16 protein-coding genes and 1 other RNA gene are annotated in these 19428 nt (G+C 63.8%); 11 read left to right on the forward strand and 6 right to left on the reverse strand.

Features of this window, described 5'->3' with window-relative positions; all coding sequences use genetic code 11:
* Positions 1–212 precede the first annotated feature (212 nt).
* The 10 genes from PG879_RS07790 (at position 213) to PG879_RS07835 (ending at position 11382) form a co-directional block, all read left to right on the forward strand.
* Positions 213–1724, forward strand: coding sequence for a CoA-acylating methylmalonate-semialdehyde dehydrogenase (locus PG879_RS07790; RefSeq protein WP_010674594.1), 1512 nt, complete (start codon positions 213–215; stop codon positions 1722–1724).
* Between the two features lie 81 nt (positions 1725–1805).
* Positions 1806–2963 carry an acyl-CoA dehydrogenase family protein gene (locus tag PG879_RS07795; protein WP_010674595.1) on the forward strand — a complete coding sequence of 386 codons (1158 nt, stop codon included), beginning with the start codon at positions 1806–1808 and terminating at the stop codon, positions 2961–2963.
* 118 nt (positions 2964–3081) lie between these two features.
* Entirely contained in the window at positions 3082–3873 is a 792-nt protein-coding gene (locus PG879_RS07800) for an enoyl-CoA hydratase (RefSeq protein ID WP_010674596.1), read from the forward strand.
* Positions 3874–3951: 78 nt separating this feature from the next.
* On the forward strand, positions 3952–5052 hold the full coding sequence (locus PG879_RS07805; RefSeq protein ID WP_029314467.1) for an enoyl-CoA hydratase/isomerase family protein: 1101 nt from the start codon (positions 3952–3954) through the stop codon (positions 5050–5052).
* A 27-nt stretch (positions 5053–5079) separates the two neighbouring features.
* Complete coding sequence (mmsB, locus tag PG879_RS07810; protein ID WP_104452897.1) at positions 5080–6000, forward strand: 3-hydroxyisobutyrate dehydrogenase; 921 nt, start codon at positions 5080–5082, stop codon at positions 5998–6000.
* Positions 6001–6071: 71 nt separating this feature from the next.
* Positions 6072–6833, forward strand: a complete 762-nt coding sequence (locus PG879_RS07815; RefSeq protein ID WP_010674599.1) for an SDR family oxidoreductase — start codon at positions 6072–6074, stop codon at positions 6831–6833.
* A 365-nt stretch (positions 6834–7198) separates the two neighbouring features.
* Positions 7199–8635 carry an arginine-ornithine antiporter gene (gene arcD, locus PG879_RS07820; protein ID WP_010674600.1) on the forward strand — a complete coding sequence of 479 codons (1437 nt, stop codon included), beginning with the start codon at positions 7199–7201 and terminating at the stop codon, positions 8633–8635.
* Positions 8636–8727: 92 nt separating this feature from the next.
* Positions 8728–9516: a sulfite exporter TauE/SafE family protein gene (locus tag PG879_RS07825; RefSeq protein ID WP_010674601.1), complete on the forward strand. Its 789-nt coding sequence runs from the start codon at positions 8728–8730 to the stop codon at positions 9514–9516.
* 102 nt (positions 9517–9618) lie between these two features.
* An RNA gene (gene ffs / locus PG879_RS07830) (signal recognition particle sRNA small type) lies at positions 9619–9715 on the forward strand.
* Between the two features lie 647 nt (positions 9716–10362).
* Complete coding sequence (locus tag PG879_RS07835; RefSeq protein WP_232097984.1) at positions 10363–11382, forward strand: MBL fold metallo-hydrolase; 1020 nt, start codon at positions 10363–10365, stop codon at positions 11380–11382.
* 182 nt (positions 11383–11564) lie between these two features.
* Here the strand turns inward: PG879_RS07835 and yjfF are convergent, their stop codons facing one another.
* The 5 genes from yjfF to PG879_RS07860 all read right to left on the reverse strand — a co-directional run bounded on the left by yjfF (position 11565) and on the right by PG879_RS07860 (position 17376).
* Positions 11565–12572 (reverse strand): galactofuranose ABC transporter, permease protein YjfF, encoded by a 1008-nt coding sequence (yjfF, locus tag PG879_RS07840; protein ID WP_010674604.1) that lies wholly within the window; start codon positions 12570–12572, stop codon positions 11565–11567.
* Positions 12565–13584 carry a galactofuranose ABC transporter, ATP-binding protein YtfT gene (gene ytfT, locus PG879_RS07845; RefSeq protein ID WP_010674605.1) on the reverse strand — a complete coding sequence of 340 codons (1020 nt, stop codon included), beginning with the start codon at positions 13582–13584 and terminating at the stop codon, positions 12565–12567. Before ytfT ends, yjfF begins: the two co-directional genes overlap by 8 nt.
* A gap of 1 nt (position 13585) precedes the next feature.
* A complete protein-coding gene (ytfR, locus tag PG879_RS07850) occupies positions 13586–15094 on the reverse strand; it encodes a galactofuranose ABC transporter, ATP-binding protein YtfR (protein WP_010674606.1) in 1509 nt (502 codons plus the stop codon).
* An 85-nt stretch (positions 15095–15179) separates the two neighbouring features.
* The gene (ytfQ, locus tag PG879_RS07855) at positions 15180–16139 is read right to left on the reverse strand and encodes a galactofuranose ABC transporter, galactofuranose-binding protein YtfQ (RefSeq protein ID WP_270829993.1); all 960 of its coding nucleotides are present in this window, start codon (positions 16137–16139) and stop codon (positions 15180–15182) included.
* 283 nt (positions 16140–16422) lie between these two features.
* Positions 16423–17376, reverse strand: coding sequence for a LysR family transcriptional regulator (locus tag PG879_RS07860; protein ID WP_010674608.1), 954 nt, complete (start codon positions 17374–17376; stop codon positions 16423–16425).
* A gap of 129 nt (positions 17377–17505) precedes the next feature.
* Between PG879_RS07860 and PG879_RS07865 the strand changes: the two genes are divergently transcribed.
* Complete coding sequence (locus PG879_RS07865; RefSeq protein ID WP_041211380.1) at positions 17506–18357, forward strand: type 1 glutamine amidotransferase domain-containing protein; 852 nt, start codon at positions 17506–17508, stop codon at positions 18355–18357.
* Positions 18358–18419: 62 nt separating this feature from the next.
* Here the strand turns inward: PG879_RS07865 and PG879_RS07870 are convergent, their stop codons facing one another.
* Positions 18420–19298, reverse strand: a complete 879-nt coding sequence (locus PG879_RS07870; protein ID WP_048208684.1) for a LysR family transcriptional regulator — start codon at positions 19296–19298, stop codon at positions 18420–18422.
* Positions 19299–19428 lie beyond the last annotated feature (130 nt).

Here is a 19428-nt window from a genome sequence, read left to right on the forward strand (position 1 = left end):
AGGGTGATGACTGGTCAGTCCATTCGTGATTCAAGTTTACGTTAGCGTAAACGTAAATTGATTGTTAGTCTAAGGTAAATTCGATGGCAGCCCGCCGCAAGGGGCTACCCGGGCAGAGGAGCGCAAGGAGTGAACAGGATGTGCAACAGCAACATGGATGTGGCCGGCCTGCAGTGGCCTGCCATCGCCAGCCAACGGGCTAGGAGGGGGGCATGAGCCAGCATCACACCCAGTACGGGGATCTGCCGCTCTACATCGGTGGCGAGGCGTGTCCGTCCGCAAGCGACGAGTGGATAGAGGTGACCGACCCGGCGGACCAGCATCTGCTGGCGCGTGTGCCGAAAGCTACCTCTGCGGAAATTGAGCTGGCGGTGCGCGCCGCCCACGACGCCTACCTGCTGTGGCGGGAGGTGCCGGCCCCCGAGCGGGCCCGGGTCATGTTCAACTACCAGCATCTGTTGAAAGTGCATCACGACGAGCTGGCGACCCTGCTGGCCCAGGAAACCGGCAAGAACCTGGCGGATGCCAAGGGGGATGTGTGGCGCGGCATCGAGGTGGTGGAGCAGGCCTGCGGTATTGCCAGTCAGACCCTGGGGGAGACCATGGGCAACGTGGCGCGCCGGGTGGATGGCCACTCCTGGGTGCAGCCCCTCGGGGTCTGCGTCGGCATCACGCCGTTCAACTTCCCAGCCATGATACCGCTGTGGATGTTCCCGCTGGCGGTGGCCTGCGGCAACGGCTTTGTGCTCAAGCCCTCCGAGCAGGATCCCCTCACCCCCATGCGCCTGGCCGAGCTGTTTACCGAGGCGGGGGCCCCCAGGGGCATTCTGTCGGTGGTGCACGGCGGCGCCGAGCAGGTGGATGCGCTGCTGGCCCATCCCGATGTCAAGGCAGTCAGTTTCGTGGGCTCGGCCCGGGTCGGCGGCCACGTCTATCGCAGCGCCACGTCGCAGCTCAAGCGCGCCCAGTGTTTTGTCGGCGCCAAGAATCACATGGTGATCATGCCGGATGCCAACAAGGCGCAGGTGCTCGGCAACTTGGTGGGAGCCGGAGTCGGCGCCGCCGGTCAGCGCTGCATGGCCATCAGCGTGGCGGTGTTCGTGGGGAGCGCCAGGGAGTGGATCCCCGAGCTCGCCGCCGAGTTCGCCAAGGTGAAACCCGGTGTCTGGCACGATCCCGAGGCCGCCTACGGCCCCCTCATCAGCCCGGAGGCGAAAGTCAGGGTGGAGGGGCTTATCGAGGCGGGGATTGCCGAGGGAGCCGAGTGCCTGCTGGACGGCCGTTTTTGCGACGTCCCCGGCTACCCGGTGGGCAACTGGGTGGGGCCGACCCTGTTTCGCGGCGTGACCCCCGAGATGCGCATCTACAAGGAGGAGATCTTCGGGCCCGTGCTGGCCTGCCTCGAGGTGGGGAGCCTGGATGAGGCGCTTGCCCTCATCAACGCCAACCCCTATGGCAACGGCACCTCCCTCTTCACCGGCTGTGGCGCCGCCGCCCGCAAGTTTCGCCACGAGGTGGCGGTGGGCCAGGTGGGGATCAACGTGCCCATCCCGGTGCCGCTGCCGTTCTTCTCCTTTACCGGCTGGCGCGGCTCCTTCTACGGGGATCTGCACGCCTACGGCAAGCAGGCGGTGCGTTTTTACACCGAGACCAAGACGGTGACGGAGCGCTGGTTCGACGAAGACATTCCCAGCGGCCCCAATATGACCATTCAGCTGCGCTGACGGCAGGGGTTGCCCACTTTGCCCGGGTGCCCCCATTGACAGCAACGGATCGACGGAACAAGTACAAAGGAAGCGAACAAGATGGATTTTACCCTGACCGAATCCCAACGGGCCTGTGTCGAGTCGGCCGGCGCCTTCGCCGATCTGGCGCTCAAACCCCATGCCGCGCACTGGGACAGGGAGCACGAGTTCCCCATCCCCACCATCAAGCAGGCGGCGGCGCTGGGCCTGTGCGGCCTCTATACCCCGGAGCAGTATGACGGTCTGGGCCTGAGCCGGCTCGATGCCAGCCTCATCTTCGAGCGCCTCGCCATGGGCTGCACCTCCACCACCGCCTATCTCACCATCCACAACATGGTGAGCTGGATGCTGGGCAGCTGGCTGCCTGCCGAGGTGGCCGAGGAGTGGGTACCCAGGCTCGCCAGCGGCGAGCTGCTGGGCTCCTACTGCCTCACCGAGCCGGGGGCGGGCTCCGACGCTGCGGCCCTCAAGACCCGCGCCGTGCGCGATGGCGAAGATTACCTCCTCGACGGCAGCAAGGTGTTCATCTCGGGCGCCGGCAGCACCGACGTGCTGGTGGTGATGGCCCGCACCGGTGGCGAGGGGGCCAAGGGGATCTCTGCCTTCATGGTACCGGCCCAGACCCCTGGCGTGAGTTACGGCAAGGCGGAGGAAAAGATGGGCTGGAACAGCCAGCCGACCCGGGAGGTGAACTTCAATGCCGTGCGCATTCCCGCTCGCTTCCGGCTGGGGGAGGAGGGGGAAGGGTTCAAGTTCGCCATGCAGGCGCTCGATGGGGGGCGCATCAACATCGCCAGCTGTTCGCTGGGCACAGCCCAGCAGGCTCTCAACGATGCCCTGGCCCATGTGCAGCAGCGCCAGCAATTTGGACACCCGATCAGCGAATTCCAGAGCGTGCAGTTTCGCCTGGCCGACATGGCCACCGAGCTCGCCGCCGCCCGCCTGCTGGTGCGCCAGGCGGCCGCCAAACTCGATGGGGGCAGCCCGGACAAGAGCGCCTGGTGCGCCATGGCCAAGCGTTTTGCCACCGACGTGGGTCACCGCATCTGCGACGACGCCCTGCAACTCTTTGGCGGCTATGGTTATATCCGCGAGTATCCGCTCGAGCGCTATCTGCGCGACACCCGGGTGCACCGCATTCTGGAAGGGACGAATGAAGTGATGCGGCTCATCATCGCCCGCCGCCTGCTGGCCGACCCTGGCCTGTCGCTGGAGTAGCGGGAGGGGCCTGCTCTGAGGACGCAGTCGGCGCGTCCTCAGGCTTTGTGAGCCAGGTGCAGGTTGGCTCCATTCAACCCTGTCATCATGGGGCAGGTTTTTTGACAAGGACAACGCAATGACAAGGATCAGGCTCGAATATCACGGCCACGTGGCCTACATCACCCTCGATCACCCACCCGCCAACACCTGGACGCTCGCCAGCCTGAAAGCCTTCTTACAGATGATGGTGGAGCTGGATGGTCGCCCCGACGTGGTGGCCCTGGTGATCCGCGGTGCTGGAGAGAAATTCTTCTGCGCCGGCGCCGATCTCAAGATGTTCGCCGACGGCAGCCTGGCGCATGCCCGCGAGGTGGCCGAGGCCTTTGGCCACGCCTTCGAGGCGCTGGCCCGCTTTCACGGGGTCAGCATCGCCGCCATCAACGGCTATGCCATGGGAGGGGGGCTCGAAGTTGCGCTGGCCTGCGACATCCGCATCGCCGAGCAGCAGGCCAAGCTGGGGTTGCCAGAGGCCTCGGTGGGTTTGTTGCCCTGCGCCGGCGGCACCCAGCGCCTCACCGAGCTGGTGGGGCCGGGCTGGGCCAAGCGGATGATCCTCTGCGGCGAGAAGGTGAGCGCCACCCTGGCCTACGAGATGGGGCTGGTGGAGGAGGTGGTGACCGAGGGGCACGCCTGGGAGGCGGCGCAGCAGATGGCCCAGCTGGTGGAGCGCCAGAGCCCGAGCGCCCTGCGCGCCTGCAAACAGCTCATCAATCAGGGGCGAAGCACCCACAGGGACGCGGCGCTGCCACTCGAGCGCAGCCTCTTTCTCGCCCTGTTTGACGATGCCAATCAGCGCGAAGGGGTGGCGGCCTTCCTGGAGAAGCGGGCCCCGCGCTGGCGTTACGACCAATCCAAACCGAAAGAGTGAGGGAGCGAAGGATGAATGAGGTATTGATGGCGACCCGCCATGTCGCAGGGGCAGATACCCGGTCTACGGGGGCTGCCCATGAGTGAGCCCGTGCTCATCGAGACCCACCCCACGGCGGATGGCCGCCACATCGGCATGCTGACTCTGGACAGCCCCGCCTCCCTCAACGCCCTGAGCCTTGAGATGATCCAGTTGTTGCAGGGGGCGTTGACCCGCTGGGAGCAGGATCCGGCCATCGTCTGCGTGTTGTTGCAAGGGGCCGGCGAGAAGGCATTCTGCGCCGGTGGTGACATCCGCTCCTTTTATTACCGCAAGCAGGAGGCGAGCCACTCTGAATTGTTCGGCTATGCCCGCGACTTCTTCCTGCAGGAGTACCGGCTCGATCATCACATCCACTGCTACGGCAAGCCCCTTGTCTGCGTGGCGGACGGCATCTGCATGGGGGGCGGCATCGGCCTCTTTGCCGGGGCCGCTTTTCGGGTGGTGACAGAGAAGAGTCTGTTCGCCATGCCGGAGGTGACCATAGGCCTCTATCCGGATGTGGGGGCCAGCTGGTTTTTGAGCCGGATGCCGGGGCGGCTCGGACTCTGGCTCGGCCTCACCGGTGCCCGCTTCAACGGGGCGGACGCCATCGGCCTGGGGCTCGCGGATCACGCCATGGGGAGCCGCGAGCGGGTGGAGCTGCCGGCGCGCCTCGCCGCCCTCGACTGGTCCGCAGGCGACCCCTGCGAGCAGATCGAGGTGCTGCTTACCGATTTGCAGGAGGTCCCTGGTCAGGCATTGCCCCCTCCCGTACTGCTGCCCCACCAGGCCCGCATCGATGCGCTGTTGGCTGGCCGCTCTCTGCAAGGGGTGCTGGCACGCCTCGAGGGCGCCGAGCTGGACGAACCGGCGCTGACTCAGGGGCGGGAGACCTGCCTTCGCGGCAGCCCCATCAGCCGCGCCATCCTCTGGCGCCAGTTCTGGCAGGCACGGCGCCAGTCCCTGGCCGAGGTGTTTGCCGACGAGCTGACCCTCTCGGTCAATTGCGTGCTCAGAGGGGACTTCGTGGAAGGGGTGCGGGCTCTGCTCATCGACAAGGACAAATCCCCTCGCTGGCAGGCCCCGCAGGCGGGCGAGGCCTGGCTGGATGCCTTCTATCGCTGGCCCGAGGGGGACAACCCCTTGCGCCTCCGCTGACGCGTGATCACACACAAGGAGCACACCATGACAAGGATTGGGTTTATCGGGCTTGGCAACATGGGGGGCCCCATGGCCGCCAACCTGGCCAGGGCGGGGCACAGGATGCAGGTGTTTGATCTGGTGCCCGAGAGCCTGAGCCGGGCCATCGAGGCTGGCTGCATTGCCGCCGGGAATGCCCGGGAAGCGGTGAGCGGCTGCGAGCTGGTCATCAGCATGCTGCCAGCGGGGGAGCACGTGCGCAGCCTCTGGCTGGGGGAGAGTGTCGGTGAGCGGGGTGGCCAGGATCTGCTGGCGGCCCTGTCGCCCGGCACCTTGGTCATCGACTGCTCCACCATAGACGTGGCCTCGGCCCGTCAGGTGGGGGCGGCGGCGAAGGCGAGCGGCATCCGTTTTCTCGATGCCCCCGTCTCGGGAGGGGTGGCCGGTGCGGCGGCGGGCACGCTCACTTTCATCGTCGGCGGCGAACAAGCGGATTATGAAGCGGCCAGACCCGTGCTCGCCTGCATGGGGCAGAACCTGTTTCACGCCGGGGCGCTTGGCGCCGGCCAGATCGCCAAGATGTGCAACAACATGCTGCTCGCCATCCACATGGCGGGCACCGCCGAGGCGCTGGCGCTCGGGGTCAAGGAGGGGCTGGATCCCGTCGTGCTCTCCACCATCATGGGCAAGAGTTCGGGCAACAACTGGAGCCTGGAGCGCTACAACCCCTGGCCCGGTGTGATGGAGAACGTGCCGGCGTCCCGTGGGTATGCAGGGGGCTTTATGACCCGGCTGATGGTCAAGGATTTGGGGCTCGCCATGGCGTTGGCGGAACATGCCCACAGCGCCGTGCCCATGGGGGCCCTGGCCCGCAACCTCTTCAACCTGCACGCGAGCCTGGGCCAGGAGAACAAGGATTTTTCCAGCATCCTCGAGCTCTATCGGGACAAGACAGCGCCGGGTTAAGGGCCGCTATCTACCTATTTACCCGATAGTCTTTGACTCGACAGTCACCGGCCATCTCACCAGGAGCATTTATGGATATCACACGGAAAGTCATCGCCATCACGGGGGCGGGTAGGGGGCTGGGCCGCGCCATCGCTCTGAGTCTGGCGGAGCAGGGGGCCGTGCTTGCGCTCATCGATGTCAACCGCACCGATCTGGAGGTGACCGAGGCAGAAGTGCGCAGCCGTGACGGCCGCTGCGCCCTGTTCGTCTGCAACGTGGCAAGCGAGCCAGAGGTCGAGGCGACCTTCGCCGCCATCAAGGATCAGTTCGGTGCGCTGCACGGCCTCGTCAACTGTGCCGGCATCCTGCGCGACGGCATGCTGATCAAGGTGAAGGAGGGGGCACTGACGGAGAAGATGAGCCTGGCCCAGTGGCAGAGCGTCATCGACGTCAATCTCACCGGCACTTTCCTGTGCGGGCGCGAGGGGGCGGCGCTGATGGCCACCGGCGGGGAGGGGGGCGTCATCATCAACATCTCCTCCATCGCCCGGGCCGGCAACATGGGCCAGAGCAACTATGCCGCCAGCAAGGCGGGGGTGGCCTCTCTGGTGGTCACCTGGGGGAAGGAGCTGGCCCGTCACGGCATCCGGGTGATGGGCATCGCCCCCGGCGTCTTTGCCACCGACATGACGGCGGCGATGAAGCCCGAAGCCATGGCCCGCATGCAACAGGCCATCCCGGTGGGCACCCTGGGGCAGGCGGCGCAGCTGGCCCAGACGGTGCAGTTCATCCTTGCCAACGACTATCTGTCCGGGCGGATGATCGAGCTGGACGGCGGCTTGAGGCTCTAGTCCCCCCTGCATATACCCTCTCTGACGCCCCTCCTGCAGGGGCGTTTTTGCAGGGGAAAGGCCCCAGTGCAAGGGTGCATAGCCATGCAGGTCCGGCTTTTGAAAAGCGGGGCGACATCATGAAAAGTCGTGAAATATCAACGGGTCTTTCTTAATTTGAACCAGCTCACAGGCACCCCGGGTCAGTGCTGTAAAATTGCGCGCGGTCAAGGCGGCTCATGATTGACGGCAAGAGGGATTGCGGCCGGAATAGTCATGCAATATAGTTGCCGCCTTTTTCACGGGGTACGGATTTCTAGCCCCTCCCATGTCGCGCGCTGTATGAATACGGATGCTCAGCCGCCGCCTAATAAAACAGGTTTGAGATGGACAAGAAACTGGGGCTGGGTGCCCTCATTTCGCTGGTGATCGGCTCCATGGTCGGTGCCGGGGTTTTCAGTCTGCCGCAAAACATCGCAGCGCACGCCAGTGCCGGGGCAGTCGCCCTGGGATGGGCCATCACGGGGATCGGCATGATCTGCCTCGCCCTGGTCTACCAGAATCTCTCCATGCGTCGACCGGATCTCGATGGCGGCATCTTCAGCTACGCCAAGGCGGGGTTCGGGGATTTCGTCGGCTTCAACGCCGCCTGGGGTTACTGGCTGTGCCAGCTGCTGGCCAACGTCTCCTACGCCATCGTGGTGTTCAGTGCGCTGAGCTACTTCTTCGACACGCCGGACAATGTCATCTTCGGTGACGGCAACACCCCGGTCGCCATCACGCTCGCTTCCCTGCTCATCTGGTCGGTGCATGCCCTGGTGCTGCGCGGCATCCAGGTGGCGGCGCTGGTGAACATCGTCACCACCATCGCCAAGATGGTGCCCCTCATCGTCTTCTGCGTGGCCATCCTGCTCGCTTTCAACATGGAGACCTTCACCCTGGATCTCTGGGGGCAGGGGAGTCCCGAGCTCGGCTCCGTGATGGATCAGGTGAAGTCCACCATGAAGGTGACCCTCTGGGTCTTCATCGGCATCGAGGGGGCCGTGGTGGTCTCCGCCCGTGCCCGCCATCGCAAGGACGTGGGCCGCGCCACCGTGCTGGCGCTGCTGGGGGCCCTGGCGCTCTACGTCATGGTGACCCTGTTCTCCCTGGGGGTCATGAACCAGCCGCAACTGGCGGCCCTCAAGAACCCCTCCACCGCCATGATCCTGGAAGCCGTGGTCGGCCCCTGGGGCGCCTGGCTCATCAACATCGGCCTGGTGATCTCGGTGATGGGGGCCCTGCTGAGCTGGACCGTGCTGGCGGCGGAAGTGCCCTACATCGCGGGCAAGACCGGGGTCTTCCCGGCCTGGTTCGCCAAGGAGAACAAGAACGGCTCCCCCAAGGTGTCGCTCTGGTGCTCCACCTGCCTGGTGCAGATCTTCCTCATCATCATCTACTTCCAGAACAGCACCTATCTGGCGTTGGTGAACATCGCCACCTCGGCGGCCCTGGTGCCCTATGTCTTCTCCGGTGCTTACGGCCTCAAGCTGGCGTTGAAAGGGGAGACCTACGCGGGCCAGCCCCATCAGCGCAAGCGCGACCTGCTGTTGGCCCTGGTGGCCACCGTCTATGGCTGCTGGCTGGTCTATGCCGCCGGGGTGGAGTACCTCTTGCTGGTGGCGCTGCTCTACAGCCCGGGGATCTTCATCTACTGGAAGGCGCGCCAGCACCACGGCCTGCGCAGCCTCAACCGGCTGGAGCAGGGGATGACGGCAGCCCTGCTCGGTTGCGCCGTGCTGGCGTTCTACAAGGTGATGGACGGTACCATTCCCCTGCATTAATCGGCACAATAAAGGGATGGCAAGATGCCATCTCTTTTTTTATGGGCAATGGCGGTCAAGTTGACCGCTGTTTCGTTATTGAAGGAATGTTTATGCTGTTTGTGGGCTATCTGGTGTTGGGGGCCTTCGCGGGCATGCTGGCCGGGCTGTTCGGTATCGGCGGCGGCCTCATCATCGTCCCCGTGCTGGTCCTGAGTTTTCACGCACAGGGCGTGGCGCCGGAGATCATCACCCATCTGGCCCTCGGCACCTCGCTGCCCACCATGATCTTCACCGGTTTCAGCTCCCTGCGTGCGCACCAGGAGGCAGGAGCGGTGGACTGGGGGATGATTCGGCGCCTGGGCGCCGGCATGCTGGTCGGTGCCTGGCTCGGCGGCATGACCGCCAATCTGCTGAGCGCCAGCACCCTCAACATCATCATCGGCTGCTTCGCCTGGACCATGGCCCTGCAGATGGGGCTCAATTTGAGGCCAAAAGCGGAGCGACACATGCCGGGCCCCCTTGGTACCGGGATCGCCGGCACCGTCATCGGCTGGATGTCGGCCTTGTTCGGCATCGGTGGCGGCTCGCTGACCGTGCCTTACCTCACCTGGAACTCGGTGCCCATGCGCAACGCCGTGGCCGCCTCCGCCGCCTGCAGCATGCCCATCGCCCTGGCAGGCAGCCTCAGCTACCTCTATGCCGGTTGGGGAGACGCCGATCTGCCCGAGTGGAGCGTCGGATTCATCTATCTGCCGGCCCTGCTTGGCATCGTGCTCACCAGCACCCAGTTTGCCCGTCTGGGCGCCAGACTGGCACACAGTATGTCACCCCGGCGGCTCAAGCAGGCCTTTGCCCTGCTCATGTTGCTGGTGGGTGCCAAATTCATGCTCTTTAGCTGAACCCTTGGCCAGATTGTTGAAAAATAAGGCGAACGGCTCGCGATGCGGTAGAAAGCCATTGCATTGAGGGGCCAGTTTGCCTATTCTCCTCGCCGGTGGTCCTATTGGTCCTCTCGCATTGATAACCCGTCGACCTGGTCAGGACCGGAAGGTAGCAGCCAAGGCGGGGGACTCGAGTGCCGGGATGTGGCTGGTAGGGCCACCACCTGTTTCTGCCATTCAACAAGTTACAGCTAATACCCCCTTCAGACCTCTTGGTAATCCACTTCATGTGGATGAATCAGGAGTCTTCAAAGTGCATTTTCAGCTCTCTTCACATGCTATTTGCTCTACCGCAAGGTGAGCCTGTGCCCTATGGGCGTTCATCAGGCTTCAGACCGCGCCTGGCTCAAACTTCCTCTTGATCTTCAGCACTGTCCCCTTGAGATCATGCTTTCCCTCAGTCACCTCCCGTGGCCTCTATGGCCCAGCCATCTTCTGACTTTCAGCACTGCAAGCTCTTGCAGTACGCCATCTGACGCCTCCTTTTGTTGGCGCCGGCAGAGCAGGTGAGGCCATGCGCTTGATGCGACACCATGCCGGGGCCACGCGGCAACGCGAACCCCTCTGGTGGCGGGAGCCCGGGCAGGCTATCTTGCCGTTACTGGAGACGCCGGGAACCGGTTTCATACCGTGCGACTCTCCCGTTCTGTTTTATGGATGGTGAGGCCCCGTGCAGGGGCTGCTCTCGACTCACCAGAGACCAGGCTGACAGGCGTGGCATGAATGCAGACCCCGTCAGCCTCTTTTCGCGCCCCTGAGGGGCGCCGTTTTCTGTGGTTGCTCAAAGGAGCCCTGATGATTGGCATGATCGCATCTCTACTCAAACCGGGCCTGCCCGAACACCCGGACTCCTCGCAATATCATGGGGGCCGGTTCAACAATGCCGTGACACCCCAGGCGCGAAGTCTGTGGGAAGGGGCCAGGCTCTGGTGGGACTTTCTGTTCGCCAAGCCTGAGGGCACGGTGCCGGATCGCGCCATTCCGGTACAGGTCATGACCCGGGAGGGGCTCATCGCGGCGCCGGACAACAGCGTGTGGCGCCTCGGCCACTCCACTCTGCTGCTGAAGTTGCAGGGCACGTTCTGGCTGACGGATCCCGTGTTCAGCGAGCGGGCCTCGCCGGTGCAGTGGTTCGGCCCCAAGCGCTGGCATCAACCGCCCATCACCCTGGAGGCGCTGCCCCCCATCGAGGGGGTGATCCTCTCCCATGATCACTACGACCATCTCGATCACGGGGCCATACTGGCGCTGCAGGAGAAGGTCGACCACTTCATCACGCCCCTCGGGGTGGGGGCGCGCCTCATGGCCTGGGGGATTGCGAAGGAGAAGATCCGCGAACTGGACTGGTGGCAGCAGACCCGGGTGGGCGGTGTCACCCTGGTAGCGACCCCGGCCCAGCATTTCTCCGGCCGTGGCCTCGGGGACGGCAACCAGACCCTCTGGGCCTCCTGGGTCATTCGCGGCGAGGGGGTCAACCTCTTCTTCAGCGGTGACAGCGGCTACTTCGACGGTTTCAAGGAGATTGGCAGGCGCTACGGTCCGTTCGACGTGACCTTCCTCGAGACCGGGGCCTACGACAAGCGCTGGGAGCTGGTGCACATGCTCCCGGCGCAGACGGCGCAGGCGTTTCACGATCTCGGGGGGAAATGGCTCTATCCGGTGCACAACGGCACCTTCGATCTGGCCATGCACCGCTGGAACGACCCGCTTGAGCAGATTGCCCGACTGGCTGCCGAGCAACAGATCCCCCTGACCACGCCTGTCATGGGGGAGCCTCTGGAGGTGCTGAGCCCCCATGAGGGTAGCCCCTGGTGGCGCGATTGACCTGAGTGCCTTCCAAAGACGGTGTCACCCCTCAAAGGGGCGTGCGGGAGGTTGGGGCCGGGCCCTGTGAGCGCCCCCGCTGCCTCCCCATCCTCTGCGCCGGACCCGCGACGGCCAGGCGGGGAGGGCGCACGGGAGCGCCTTGCCGCGTTATCTTCTGCCACCAGAGTCTTGCTGATACCTCACTCGGGCTGGGCGGCAACCTGGCGCTTGAAGGGACCTGGCTTGTTGGCCTTGCGGTGTTCCGAAACCAGGATCAGCAGGCGCTGCAGGGCGATGAAGCTGAACAGCAGCAGGCCGATGATGATCTTGGTCCACCAGGAGCTGAGGGTGCCGTCGAAGTTGATGTAGGTCTGGATCAACCCCTGGATCAGCACCCCGAACAGGGAGCCGAAGACGGTGCCCACCCCGCCGCTCAGCAGGGTGCCGCCGATGACAACGGCGGCGATGGCATCGAGCTCGACCCCGACGGCGGCGAGCGGGTAGCCCGCCGAGGTATAGAGCGCGAACACGATGCCTGCCAGGGTCGCCAGGGTGGTGGAGAGCAGGTAGATGCGAATGGTGGTGTGGCGCACCGAGATCCCCATCAGGGCTGCCGAGGTGGCGTTGCCGCCGATGGCGTAAACGTTGTTGCCAAAGCGGGTGCGGTTGGCGAGCAGGATGCCGAAGACCACCACCGCCAGCATGATGAGGGCCAGCAGGCTCAGGCGACCGCCCCCCGGTATCTTCCACGACAGGCTCGACAGGTAGGTGAAGGTGGGGTGATCGATGGGCAGGGACTGCTCGGAGATGAGAAAACTGGCCCCCCGCAGGAAGAACATGCCCGCCAGGGTGATGATGAAGGCGGGGATCTTCAGGGTGTCGATCAGCCAGCCCATGAGGGCGCCAAAGCCTGCCCCGAGCACCAGCACCAGAGGGATGGCCAGCACGGGGCTGACGCCCAGCTTCCCGATGAGGGTTGCCAGCAGCACGCCGGTGAAGGCGATGACGGCCCCCACCGACAGATCGATGCCCCCCGAGAGGATGACGAAGGTCATGCCCACCGCCACTATTCCCAGAAACGCGTTGTCCGTCAGGATGTTGCAGATGATGCGGGTGGACATGAAGGCTGGGAAGGAGGCCAGGCAGAGCAGATAGCCCAGCACGAAGACCATGATGGTCACCATCAGGGGGAGGTTGCGTTTAAACATGGCGAGTCCCTCGCTGGAAGAGGTGGTTGAGGGCCGGTGACTGCATGACCAGCACCGCCAGCACCACCAGGGCCTTGACGATCTGGTTCCACTGGGGCTGGTAGCCGGAGAGCAGGATCCCGGTGTTCACCCCCTGGATGATCAGTATGCCGATCAGGGAGAGGGCGAGGTTGAAGCGCCCCCCCATCAGGGAGGTGCCCCCTATCACCACCGCCAGAATGGCGTCCATCTCGAGCCAGAGTCCGGCGTTGTTGGCATCGGCACCCCGGATGTCGGCGGCGACTATCATGCCGGCGACGGCGGCCATCATGCCGCTCAGCAGGTAGGTGGCGATCACCACCATGGGGGTGTTGAGCCCGGCGTTCTTGGCGGCCTTGATGTTGATCCCCACCGCTTCGATGAAGAGGCCGAGGGCGGTGCGCTTGGTCAGCAGCCAGAGCAGCAGCGCCATGCCCAGGGTGATGATGACCGGGGTGGGCAGATAGAAGAGGGAGCCGCTGCCGATCCAGGCGAGTGCGTCGTTGTTGAAGGTGATGATCTGCCCCTCGGTGATGAGCTGGGCGATGCCCCGGCCCGCCACCATGAGGATCAGGGTGGCGACGATGGGCTGGATCTTGAACACCGCCACCAGCAGGCCGTTCCACAGGCCGCACAGAAGGCCCACCCCGATGACAGCGGCGAAGATGACCGGCAGGCTGTGACCGCCGGTGGCCAGGCTGGCCATGGTGGCCCCGCTGATGGCCATGACGGCTCCCACCGACAGGTCGATGCCGCCGGTGGCGATCACCAGCGTCATGCCGAGGGAGAGCAGGGCCACCGGGGCACAGCGGTTGAGGATGTCGATGAGGCTGCCAAACAGCCGCCCATCCTGGATGTGGATGGCGAAGAAGTTGTCGGCGACCAGGGCATTGATGAGCAGCACGCACACCAGGGCGGCGCACTGGGCCGAGCCCGTGGGCCACTCCCTGCGGGCGCGCGACCCCTTGGCGAGGGGGAGAATGGATGACGTCATATCAGGCCTCACATGCAATGGCGTTCATGATGGCAGGGACGCTCAGGGCGTCCGTCGCAAGCTCTGCCACCTGTTTTCTGTCACGAAGGACGATCACCCGATCGGCATAGCCCACCAGCTCCTCGAGCTCGGAGGAGATGACCAGCAGGGCCAGCCCGTTGGCGCAGAGGGATTCGATGAGGCGGATGATCTCGGCGTGGGCCCCCACGTCGATGCCCCGGGTAGGCTCGTCCAGGATCAGGAACTGGGGTTTGGTGAGCAGCCAGCGGGCGAGCAGCACCTTTTGCTGGTTGCCCCCGGAGAGAAACTGGATGGGCTGCTCTGGTCCCGGGGTCTTGATGGCCAACTGCTCGATGAGGCGGGCGGTGATCTCGTCCTGCTCCTTGCGAGACAGGGGATGCAACCAGCCCCGCTGGGCTTGCAGGGCCAGCACCATGTTCTCCCGCACCGAGGCCGAGGCGATGATGCCGGCGCTCTTGCGATCCTCCGGGCAGAAACCAAAGCCGTTGGCGGCCGCCTGGCGTGCAGAGCGGATGGTCACCGGCTTGTCCCGCACCCGGCACTCGCCGCTATCGCTCGGGACTATGCCGAACATCAGCTCGGCGGTCTCGGTACGACCGGACCCGAGCAGGCCGGCGAGGCCCACTATCTCCCCGGGCATGACGTCGAGACTGAAAGGGGTGATGACTCCCCGCTTGCCATAGTCCCTGAACGACACCATGGGCTGGTTGCTGCGCAGTGTTTTGCCCGCCCGCTTGAGGGCATTGTCGTCCAGCTCGCGTCCCAGCATCATCTTGACCAGCTCCAGTTGTGGCAGTGCCTGGGTGTCGCGGGTGCCGACCAGCTCGCCGTTGCGCAGCACTGTGATGCGATCGCTGATGGCGTAGACCTGATCGAGAAAATGGGTGATGAAGATGAGGCTCACCCCCTGATCCCGCAGGCGCGTCATCAGGGAGAAGAGCATCTGGACTTCGCTGGCATCCAGGCTCGCGGTGGGCTCGTCCAGGATCAGGATCCTGGCGGAGAGTGACACCGCCCGGGCGATGGCCACGATCTGCTGCATGGCGACCGAGTAGTGGTCGAGGGGCAGGGTGACATCCATCTCGAAGCCGTGGCTGGCCATGATGGCGCTGGCCTGCCGGGTCATGGCGCCCCGGTCGATGAAGCCGAAACGGCGTGGCTCGTGGCCGATGAAGAGGTTGTCCGCCACCGACATGTTCGGCAGCAGGTTGACCTCCTGATAGACGGTGCCTATCCCCAGACGCTGGGCATGGGCGGTGTCCGTCGGGGAGATGGGGACGCCATCGAGTTCGATACGGCCAGCGTCTCGCTGATAGACACCGGTGAGGGTCTTGATCAACGTGGACTTGCCGGCCCCGTTCTCGCCGAGCAGCGCCATGATCTCTCCCCGGCGCAGGGAGAAGTCCACCTGATGCAGGGCTCGTACTCCGGGAAACGCCTTGCATATTCCGCGGGCATTCAATACGACATCGTGAGTGTTCTCTGACATGAACATTGGCTCTCCGATATAGCGCGCCATACAAGTTCAATCACTTATATGGCGCGCTATGTGACAGTCTGGCGGGGGAGCGGGATTAATAACCCATGTCTTTTTTCAGCTCGAGCTGCGTCTCGGCACTCCCGGGCTCAAACAGTTTGGACTCCGTCTTGATATGTTTGGGGGGCAGGGTGCCATCTTTCTTATAGGCCAGCAGGGCATCGAAGGCCGGTCCCGCCATATTCGGCGTGAGCTCCACCGAGGCATTGGCTTCGCCTGCGATCATCGCCTTGAAAATATCCGGCACGCCATCGATGGAGATGATCTTGATATCCTTGCCCGGTTTCAGCCCGGCCTCTTTAATGGCCTGGATGGCGCCGATGGCCATGTCATCGTTATGGGCGTAGACGGCGCAAATATTCTTGCCGCTATTTTCCGCCTTGATGAAGCTCTCCATCACCTCCTTGCCCTTGCTGCGGGTGAAGTCGCCGGACTGCGTGCGGATGATCTTGATGGTGGGCACGGCCGAGACGGTGTCGAGGAAGCCCTTCTTGCGATCCAGCGCCACGCTGGCACCCACCGTGCCCTGCAATTCCACCACGTTGCACGGTTTGCCATCCTGCTGCTTGATGAGCCACTGGGCTGCCACTTCCCCTTCGTGGACGCTGTCGGCGGCGACCCCGGTCATGAAGAGACCGTCATCTTTTACCGTGATATTGCGATCCAGCAGGAAGACCGGGATCTCGGCCTCTTTCGCCTCCTGCAATACTGGCTCCCAACCAGTCTGTACCACGGGGGCAATAAAGATGGCATCCACCCCCTGGGCAATAAAGGAGCGAATGGCCTTGATCTGGTTCTCCTGTTTCTGCTGGGCATCGGCAATTTTCAGGATGATGCCGCGTTTTTGGGCTTCGCTCTTGGCGACCGATGTTTCTGCAGCTCGCCACCCGGATTCAGAACCAATTTGCGAGAAGCCCACGGTCATCTCTGCAGAATATGCAGTGGCCGAGAGAATAAGGGTGCTGATAATGCTCGCCAGTTTCACTTTTTTATACATATGACACTCCTTTGTGATGCATGGTGAAATAAACTGGAACACGTCAGGTTTTTATTGTACGGGTCAAGGTTATAGGCTCTTGAATTAAACGGCGGGAGGTGGCTCACAGAAAATTTTTAGCAGCACGATGCTTCATACAAACAGCAGAAGAGTTCATATATCGAGCCCTGCCTGTATTGATTTTTATGCATATTTATTTAATTAGGCAACCATTGTGTCCAGAGTGCCACCTGCTTTTTGCCCCCGGTATCGGGGGCGCAGGCACGCAGATGAGGGGCCCTCGTCAACGAAGAGGGGGATATTCCCCTGGCACAGGCGACCCCTCTGGGTGCACCGCTGCCAGCAGATAATCCACGAAGGCCCGGACCCGGGCCGAGAGGTGACGGTGCTGTGGATAGAGGGCGTAGAAGGGGCGGGATCGCCCCGCAAAGGGGGTCATCACCTCGATCAGCTTGCCTTGCAACAGCGCCTCGGCTGCCACGAAATGGTAGATCTGGAACAGACCGCCCCCAGCCACCGCCCAGCCCAGGCCCGCCAGCACATCGTCAAGCACCCGCTGTCTGCTCTGGACATGAAGGTCGACAGGGTCCCCCTGCTCGTTCACGAACTGCCAGGGGAAGGGGCGACCCGTGCTCGGGGTGATGAACTGGATCAGATCATGTTGCGACAGCATCTCCAGGGAGGTTGGCGCGGGGCGGCGGGCGGCATAATCGGGGGTGCAGAAGACCCCGAGGCTGGCATCCTCCAGCTTGCGGGCGATGATCCGCCCATCGCGCGGCTCCCCCAGCCGGATGGCCAGATCGTAACCATCCTCCACGAAGTCGATGTTCCTGTTGGAGACATTGAGCTCCAGCTCGACCTCGGGATAGGCCGCCATGAAGCCTGGCAGCAGGGGCACCAGACGGTGGTGGGCATAGACGGTGCCCACGCTGATGCGCAGCACTCCTCTGGGGTGGCGCTGGCGGCCGGTGATGGCCCGCTCGGCCTCGGCGATCTGCTCGAGCGCCTGCTGGCACTGTTCCCGATAGAGCTCCCCGTCATGGGTGAGGCGCACGCTGCGGGTGGTGCGATGGAAGAGTTTGACGCCGAGCCTGGCCTCGAGACGCTGGATGGAGCGGCTCACCGAGGCGGGCGTTACCCCCAGTACCTGAGCCGTGGCGGTAAAGCTACCAAGTTCGGCTGCCTTGCAAAAGAGCTCTATGGTGCCGAGCTGGACGGGGTCGAAGGCACGGGACATATGTTCATCCATGTAAATAATCAAGTTCAATGGTGTGAGTTTATTCGTCCGTGTGTAATCAGTAAATTGCTCATCGAGGGCGGCCCGGTGGCCGCCCGATCGATCACTGCCATCAAAAGGAAGATCACGATGAAGAACACCCTCAAGGCCGTGCTGGCCTCACTGCTGCTGGCGACCTCCGCTGCGGCCAGCGCCTCCCCGAAAGGCGAGATCCTGGTGCTGCTCTCGAGCGAGACCGAACTGCCGCTGCAAGGGGGCAAGAGCCTGACCACCGGCTTCTACCAGAATGAACTGGGGGTGCCTGCCGCCGCCCTGCTGGAGGCCGGTTATACCCTGACCCCGGTGACCCCGAGAGGGAACCGGCCCGTTGTCGACAAACACTCCGTCGATCCCCAGTACTTTGGTGGCAACCCGCAGGAGATGGTGCGCATCGGCGCCGTCGTGGAGGGGCTGCTTGGCGCCGGCAAGGTGCTCTCCCTGAGGGAGGTGCTGGCATCCGGTCCCGAGCGCTATGCCGGCCTCTTCATTCCCGGCGGCCACGCACCCCTCATCGATCTTGCCAAGGATCCCGAGGTGGGGACCCTGCTTCGCCACTTCCATGACAACCACAAACCCACGGCCGCCATCTGCCATGGCCCCATCGCGCTGCTGGCGGCGCAGGCGGATCCGGCCGGGTTCGAGCAGTCGGTCATTGCAGGCAAGGCAGACGGCGCCAGAGAGTGGATCTACGACGGTTACAGGATGACCATCTTCTCCGACAAGGAAGAGGCGGTGTTTGAAGGCTCCCTTGGGGGTGACAAGCTGCGCTACTACCCGGCGAAGGCCATGGCCCAGGCCGGCGGCAGCATGCAGTTCGTGGCACCCTGGCAGCCTGGCGTTGTGATCGATCGCGAGCTCATCACAGGCCAGAATCCCTTCTCCGACCACGCCCTGGCGAGCGCCTTCATCGCGGCGCTGGACAAACAGCAAGGGGCAGACTGACGCCAGGAGAGGCGCAAGTTCCCCCCTTGATCAGTGCAGGCAGCCCCCATGGGCTGCCTTTTTCATGCCCCTGCCTTGGCGAGAAACGCCTTCATGGCGGGGGTGACACTGTGTTTTCGGGTGATGAAGGCGATGGTGCCTGCGCTCGCATCGCTCAAGGGGTGGCAGGGCAATTTGAAAAGCTGCTGGGCGGTGGCGGCGATGCCGGCGCTGACCACGGCGCAGCCCAGGCCGTGGCTCACCCCGTTGACCAGGTGGAACAGGGAGTCGGTCTCCAGCACCACCCGCAGGCTGATCTGCTGGCGGGCGGCGGCCTCGTCCAGGTAGCGGCGAAACTGCATGGTGGTGCTTGGCAGGATCAGGGGGAGATCTTGCAGGTCCGCCAGGGTCAGCGGCCCGGTCGGAGCGCAGTGGGCAGGCAGGGGGCCCAGCAGGGCCATGGGGTTGGGGTGGCGAAGCTGGACGTCGAGGGCCCGGCGCTGATGCTCGGTGAGCAACTCGTCAAAGCCGAGCCCGATGTCGATGCGATGCAGATCCAGCTGCTCCATCAGGGTGGCATGGGTCATCACGCAGAGGTGCAGGCCCACCTTGGGGTAGGCGTCGTTGAACCCCTTAAGCAGCGGCATGATGTCGATGCTCGACTGGGGCACGACGCCGATGCGCAGCGCGCCCGACAGCCCGCCCCGAAAGAGGCTGAGTTCCTGGCGCATGGCATCCTGTTCCTGCAGCATCCGCTCGGCGTGGTGCAGCACCACTTCCCCCGCCTGGGTCAGGGCCACGAACTGGCTGTTGCGCACCACCAGTTCGGTGCCAAGTGACTTCTCCAGAGCGGTGATGCTGGCTGACAGGGTCGGCTGGGTGATGAAGCAAGCCTTGGCCGCCTTGGCGAAGTGACGGTGCTGGGCCAGCTCGTAGAAATAGTGCAACTGCTTGATATTCATCGTGGTAATGGCAGCAGACAAAGGCAATGAGCGACAAATTTAATCAATCGACATCCCTATAGCAATAGAAGTTATCTATTGGTGAATAGATTTGTTTCATTGGTTTTGGCGCGGCGGCTTATCTAAACTT

The sequence above is a fragment of the Aeromonas sp. QDB63 genome (assembly GCF_027707425.1).
Taxonomy (GTDB): Bacteria; Pseudomonadota; Gammaproteobacteria; order Enterobacterales; family Aeromonadaceae; genus Aeromonas; species Aeromonas caviae.

Excerpts from the sequence above, each read along its gene's own strand:
- PG879_RS07790 (WP_010674594.1), top strand. The coding sequence starts at position 213 with ATGAGCCAGCATCACACCCAGTACGGGGATCTGCCGCTCTACATCGGT.
- PG879_RS07795 (WP_010674595.1), top strand. The coding sequence starts at position 1,806 with ATGGATTTTACCCTGACCGAATCCCAACGGGCCTGTGTCGAGTCGGCC.
- PG879_RS07800 (WP_010674596.1), top strand. The coding sequence starts at position 3,082 with ATGACAAGGATCAGGCTCGAATATCACGGCCACGTGGCCTACATCACC.
- PG879_RS07805 (WP_029314467.1), top strand. The coding sequence starts at position 3,952 with ATGAGTGAGCCCGTGCTCATCGAGACCCACCCCACGGCGGATGGCCGC.
- mmsB (WP_104452897.1), top strand. The coding sequence starts at position 5,080 with ATGACAAGGATTGGGTTTATCGGGCTTGGCAACATGGGGGGCCCCATG.
- PG879_RS07815 (WP_010674599.1), top strand. The coding sequence starts at position 6,072 with ATGGATATCACACGGAAAGTCATCGCCATCACGGGGGCGGGTAGGGGG.
- arcD (WP_010674600.1), top strand. The coding sequence starts at position 7,199 with ATGGACAAGAAACTGGGGCTGGGTGCCCTCATTTCGCTGGTGATCGGC.
- PG879_RS07825 (WP_010674601.1), top strand. The coding sequence starts at position 8,728 with ATGCTGTTTGTGGGCTATCTGGTGTTGGGGGCCTTCGCGGGCATGCTG.
- PG879_RS07835 (WP_232097984.1), top strand. The coding sequence starts at position 10,363 with ATGATCGCATCTCTACTCAAACCGGGCCTGCCCGAACACCCGGACTCC.
- yjfF (WP_010674604.1), bottom strand. The coding sequence starts at position 12,572 with ATGTTTAAACGCAACCTCCCCCTGATGGTGACCATCATGGTCTTCGTG.
- ytfT (WP_010674605.1), bottom strand. The coding sequence starts at position 13,584 with ATGACGTCATCCATTCTCCCCCTCGCCAAGGGGTCGCGCGCCCGCAGG.
- ytfR (WP_010674606.1), bottom strand. The coding sequence starts at position 15,094 with ATGTCAGAGAACACTCACGATGTCGTATTGAATGCCCGCGGAATATGC.
- ytfQ (WP_270829993.1), bottom strand. The coding sequence starts at position 16,139 with ATGTATAAAAAAGTGAAACTGGCGAGCATTATCAGCACCCTTATTCTC.
- PG879_RS07860 (WP_010674608.1), bottom strand. The coding sequence starts at position 17,376 with ATGTCCCGTGCCTTCGACCCCGTCCAGCTCGGCACCATAGAGCTCTTT.
- PG879_RS07865 (WP_041211380.1), top strand. The coding sequence starts at position 17,506 with ATGAAGAACACCCTCAAGGCCGTGCTGGCCTCACTGCTGCTGGCGACC.
- PG879_RS07870 (WP_048208684.1), bottom strand. The coding sequence starts at position 19,298 with ATGAATATCAAGCAGTTGCACTATTTCTACGAGCTGGCCCAGCACCGT.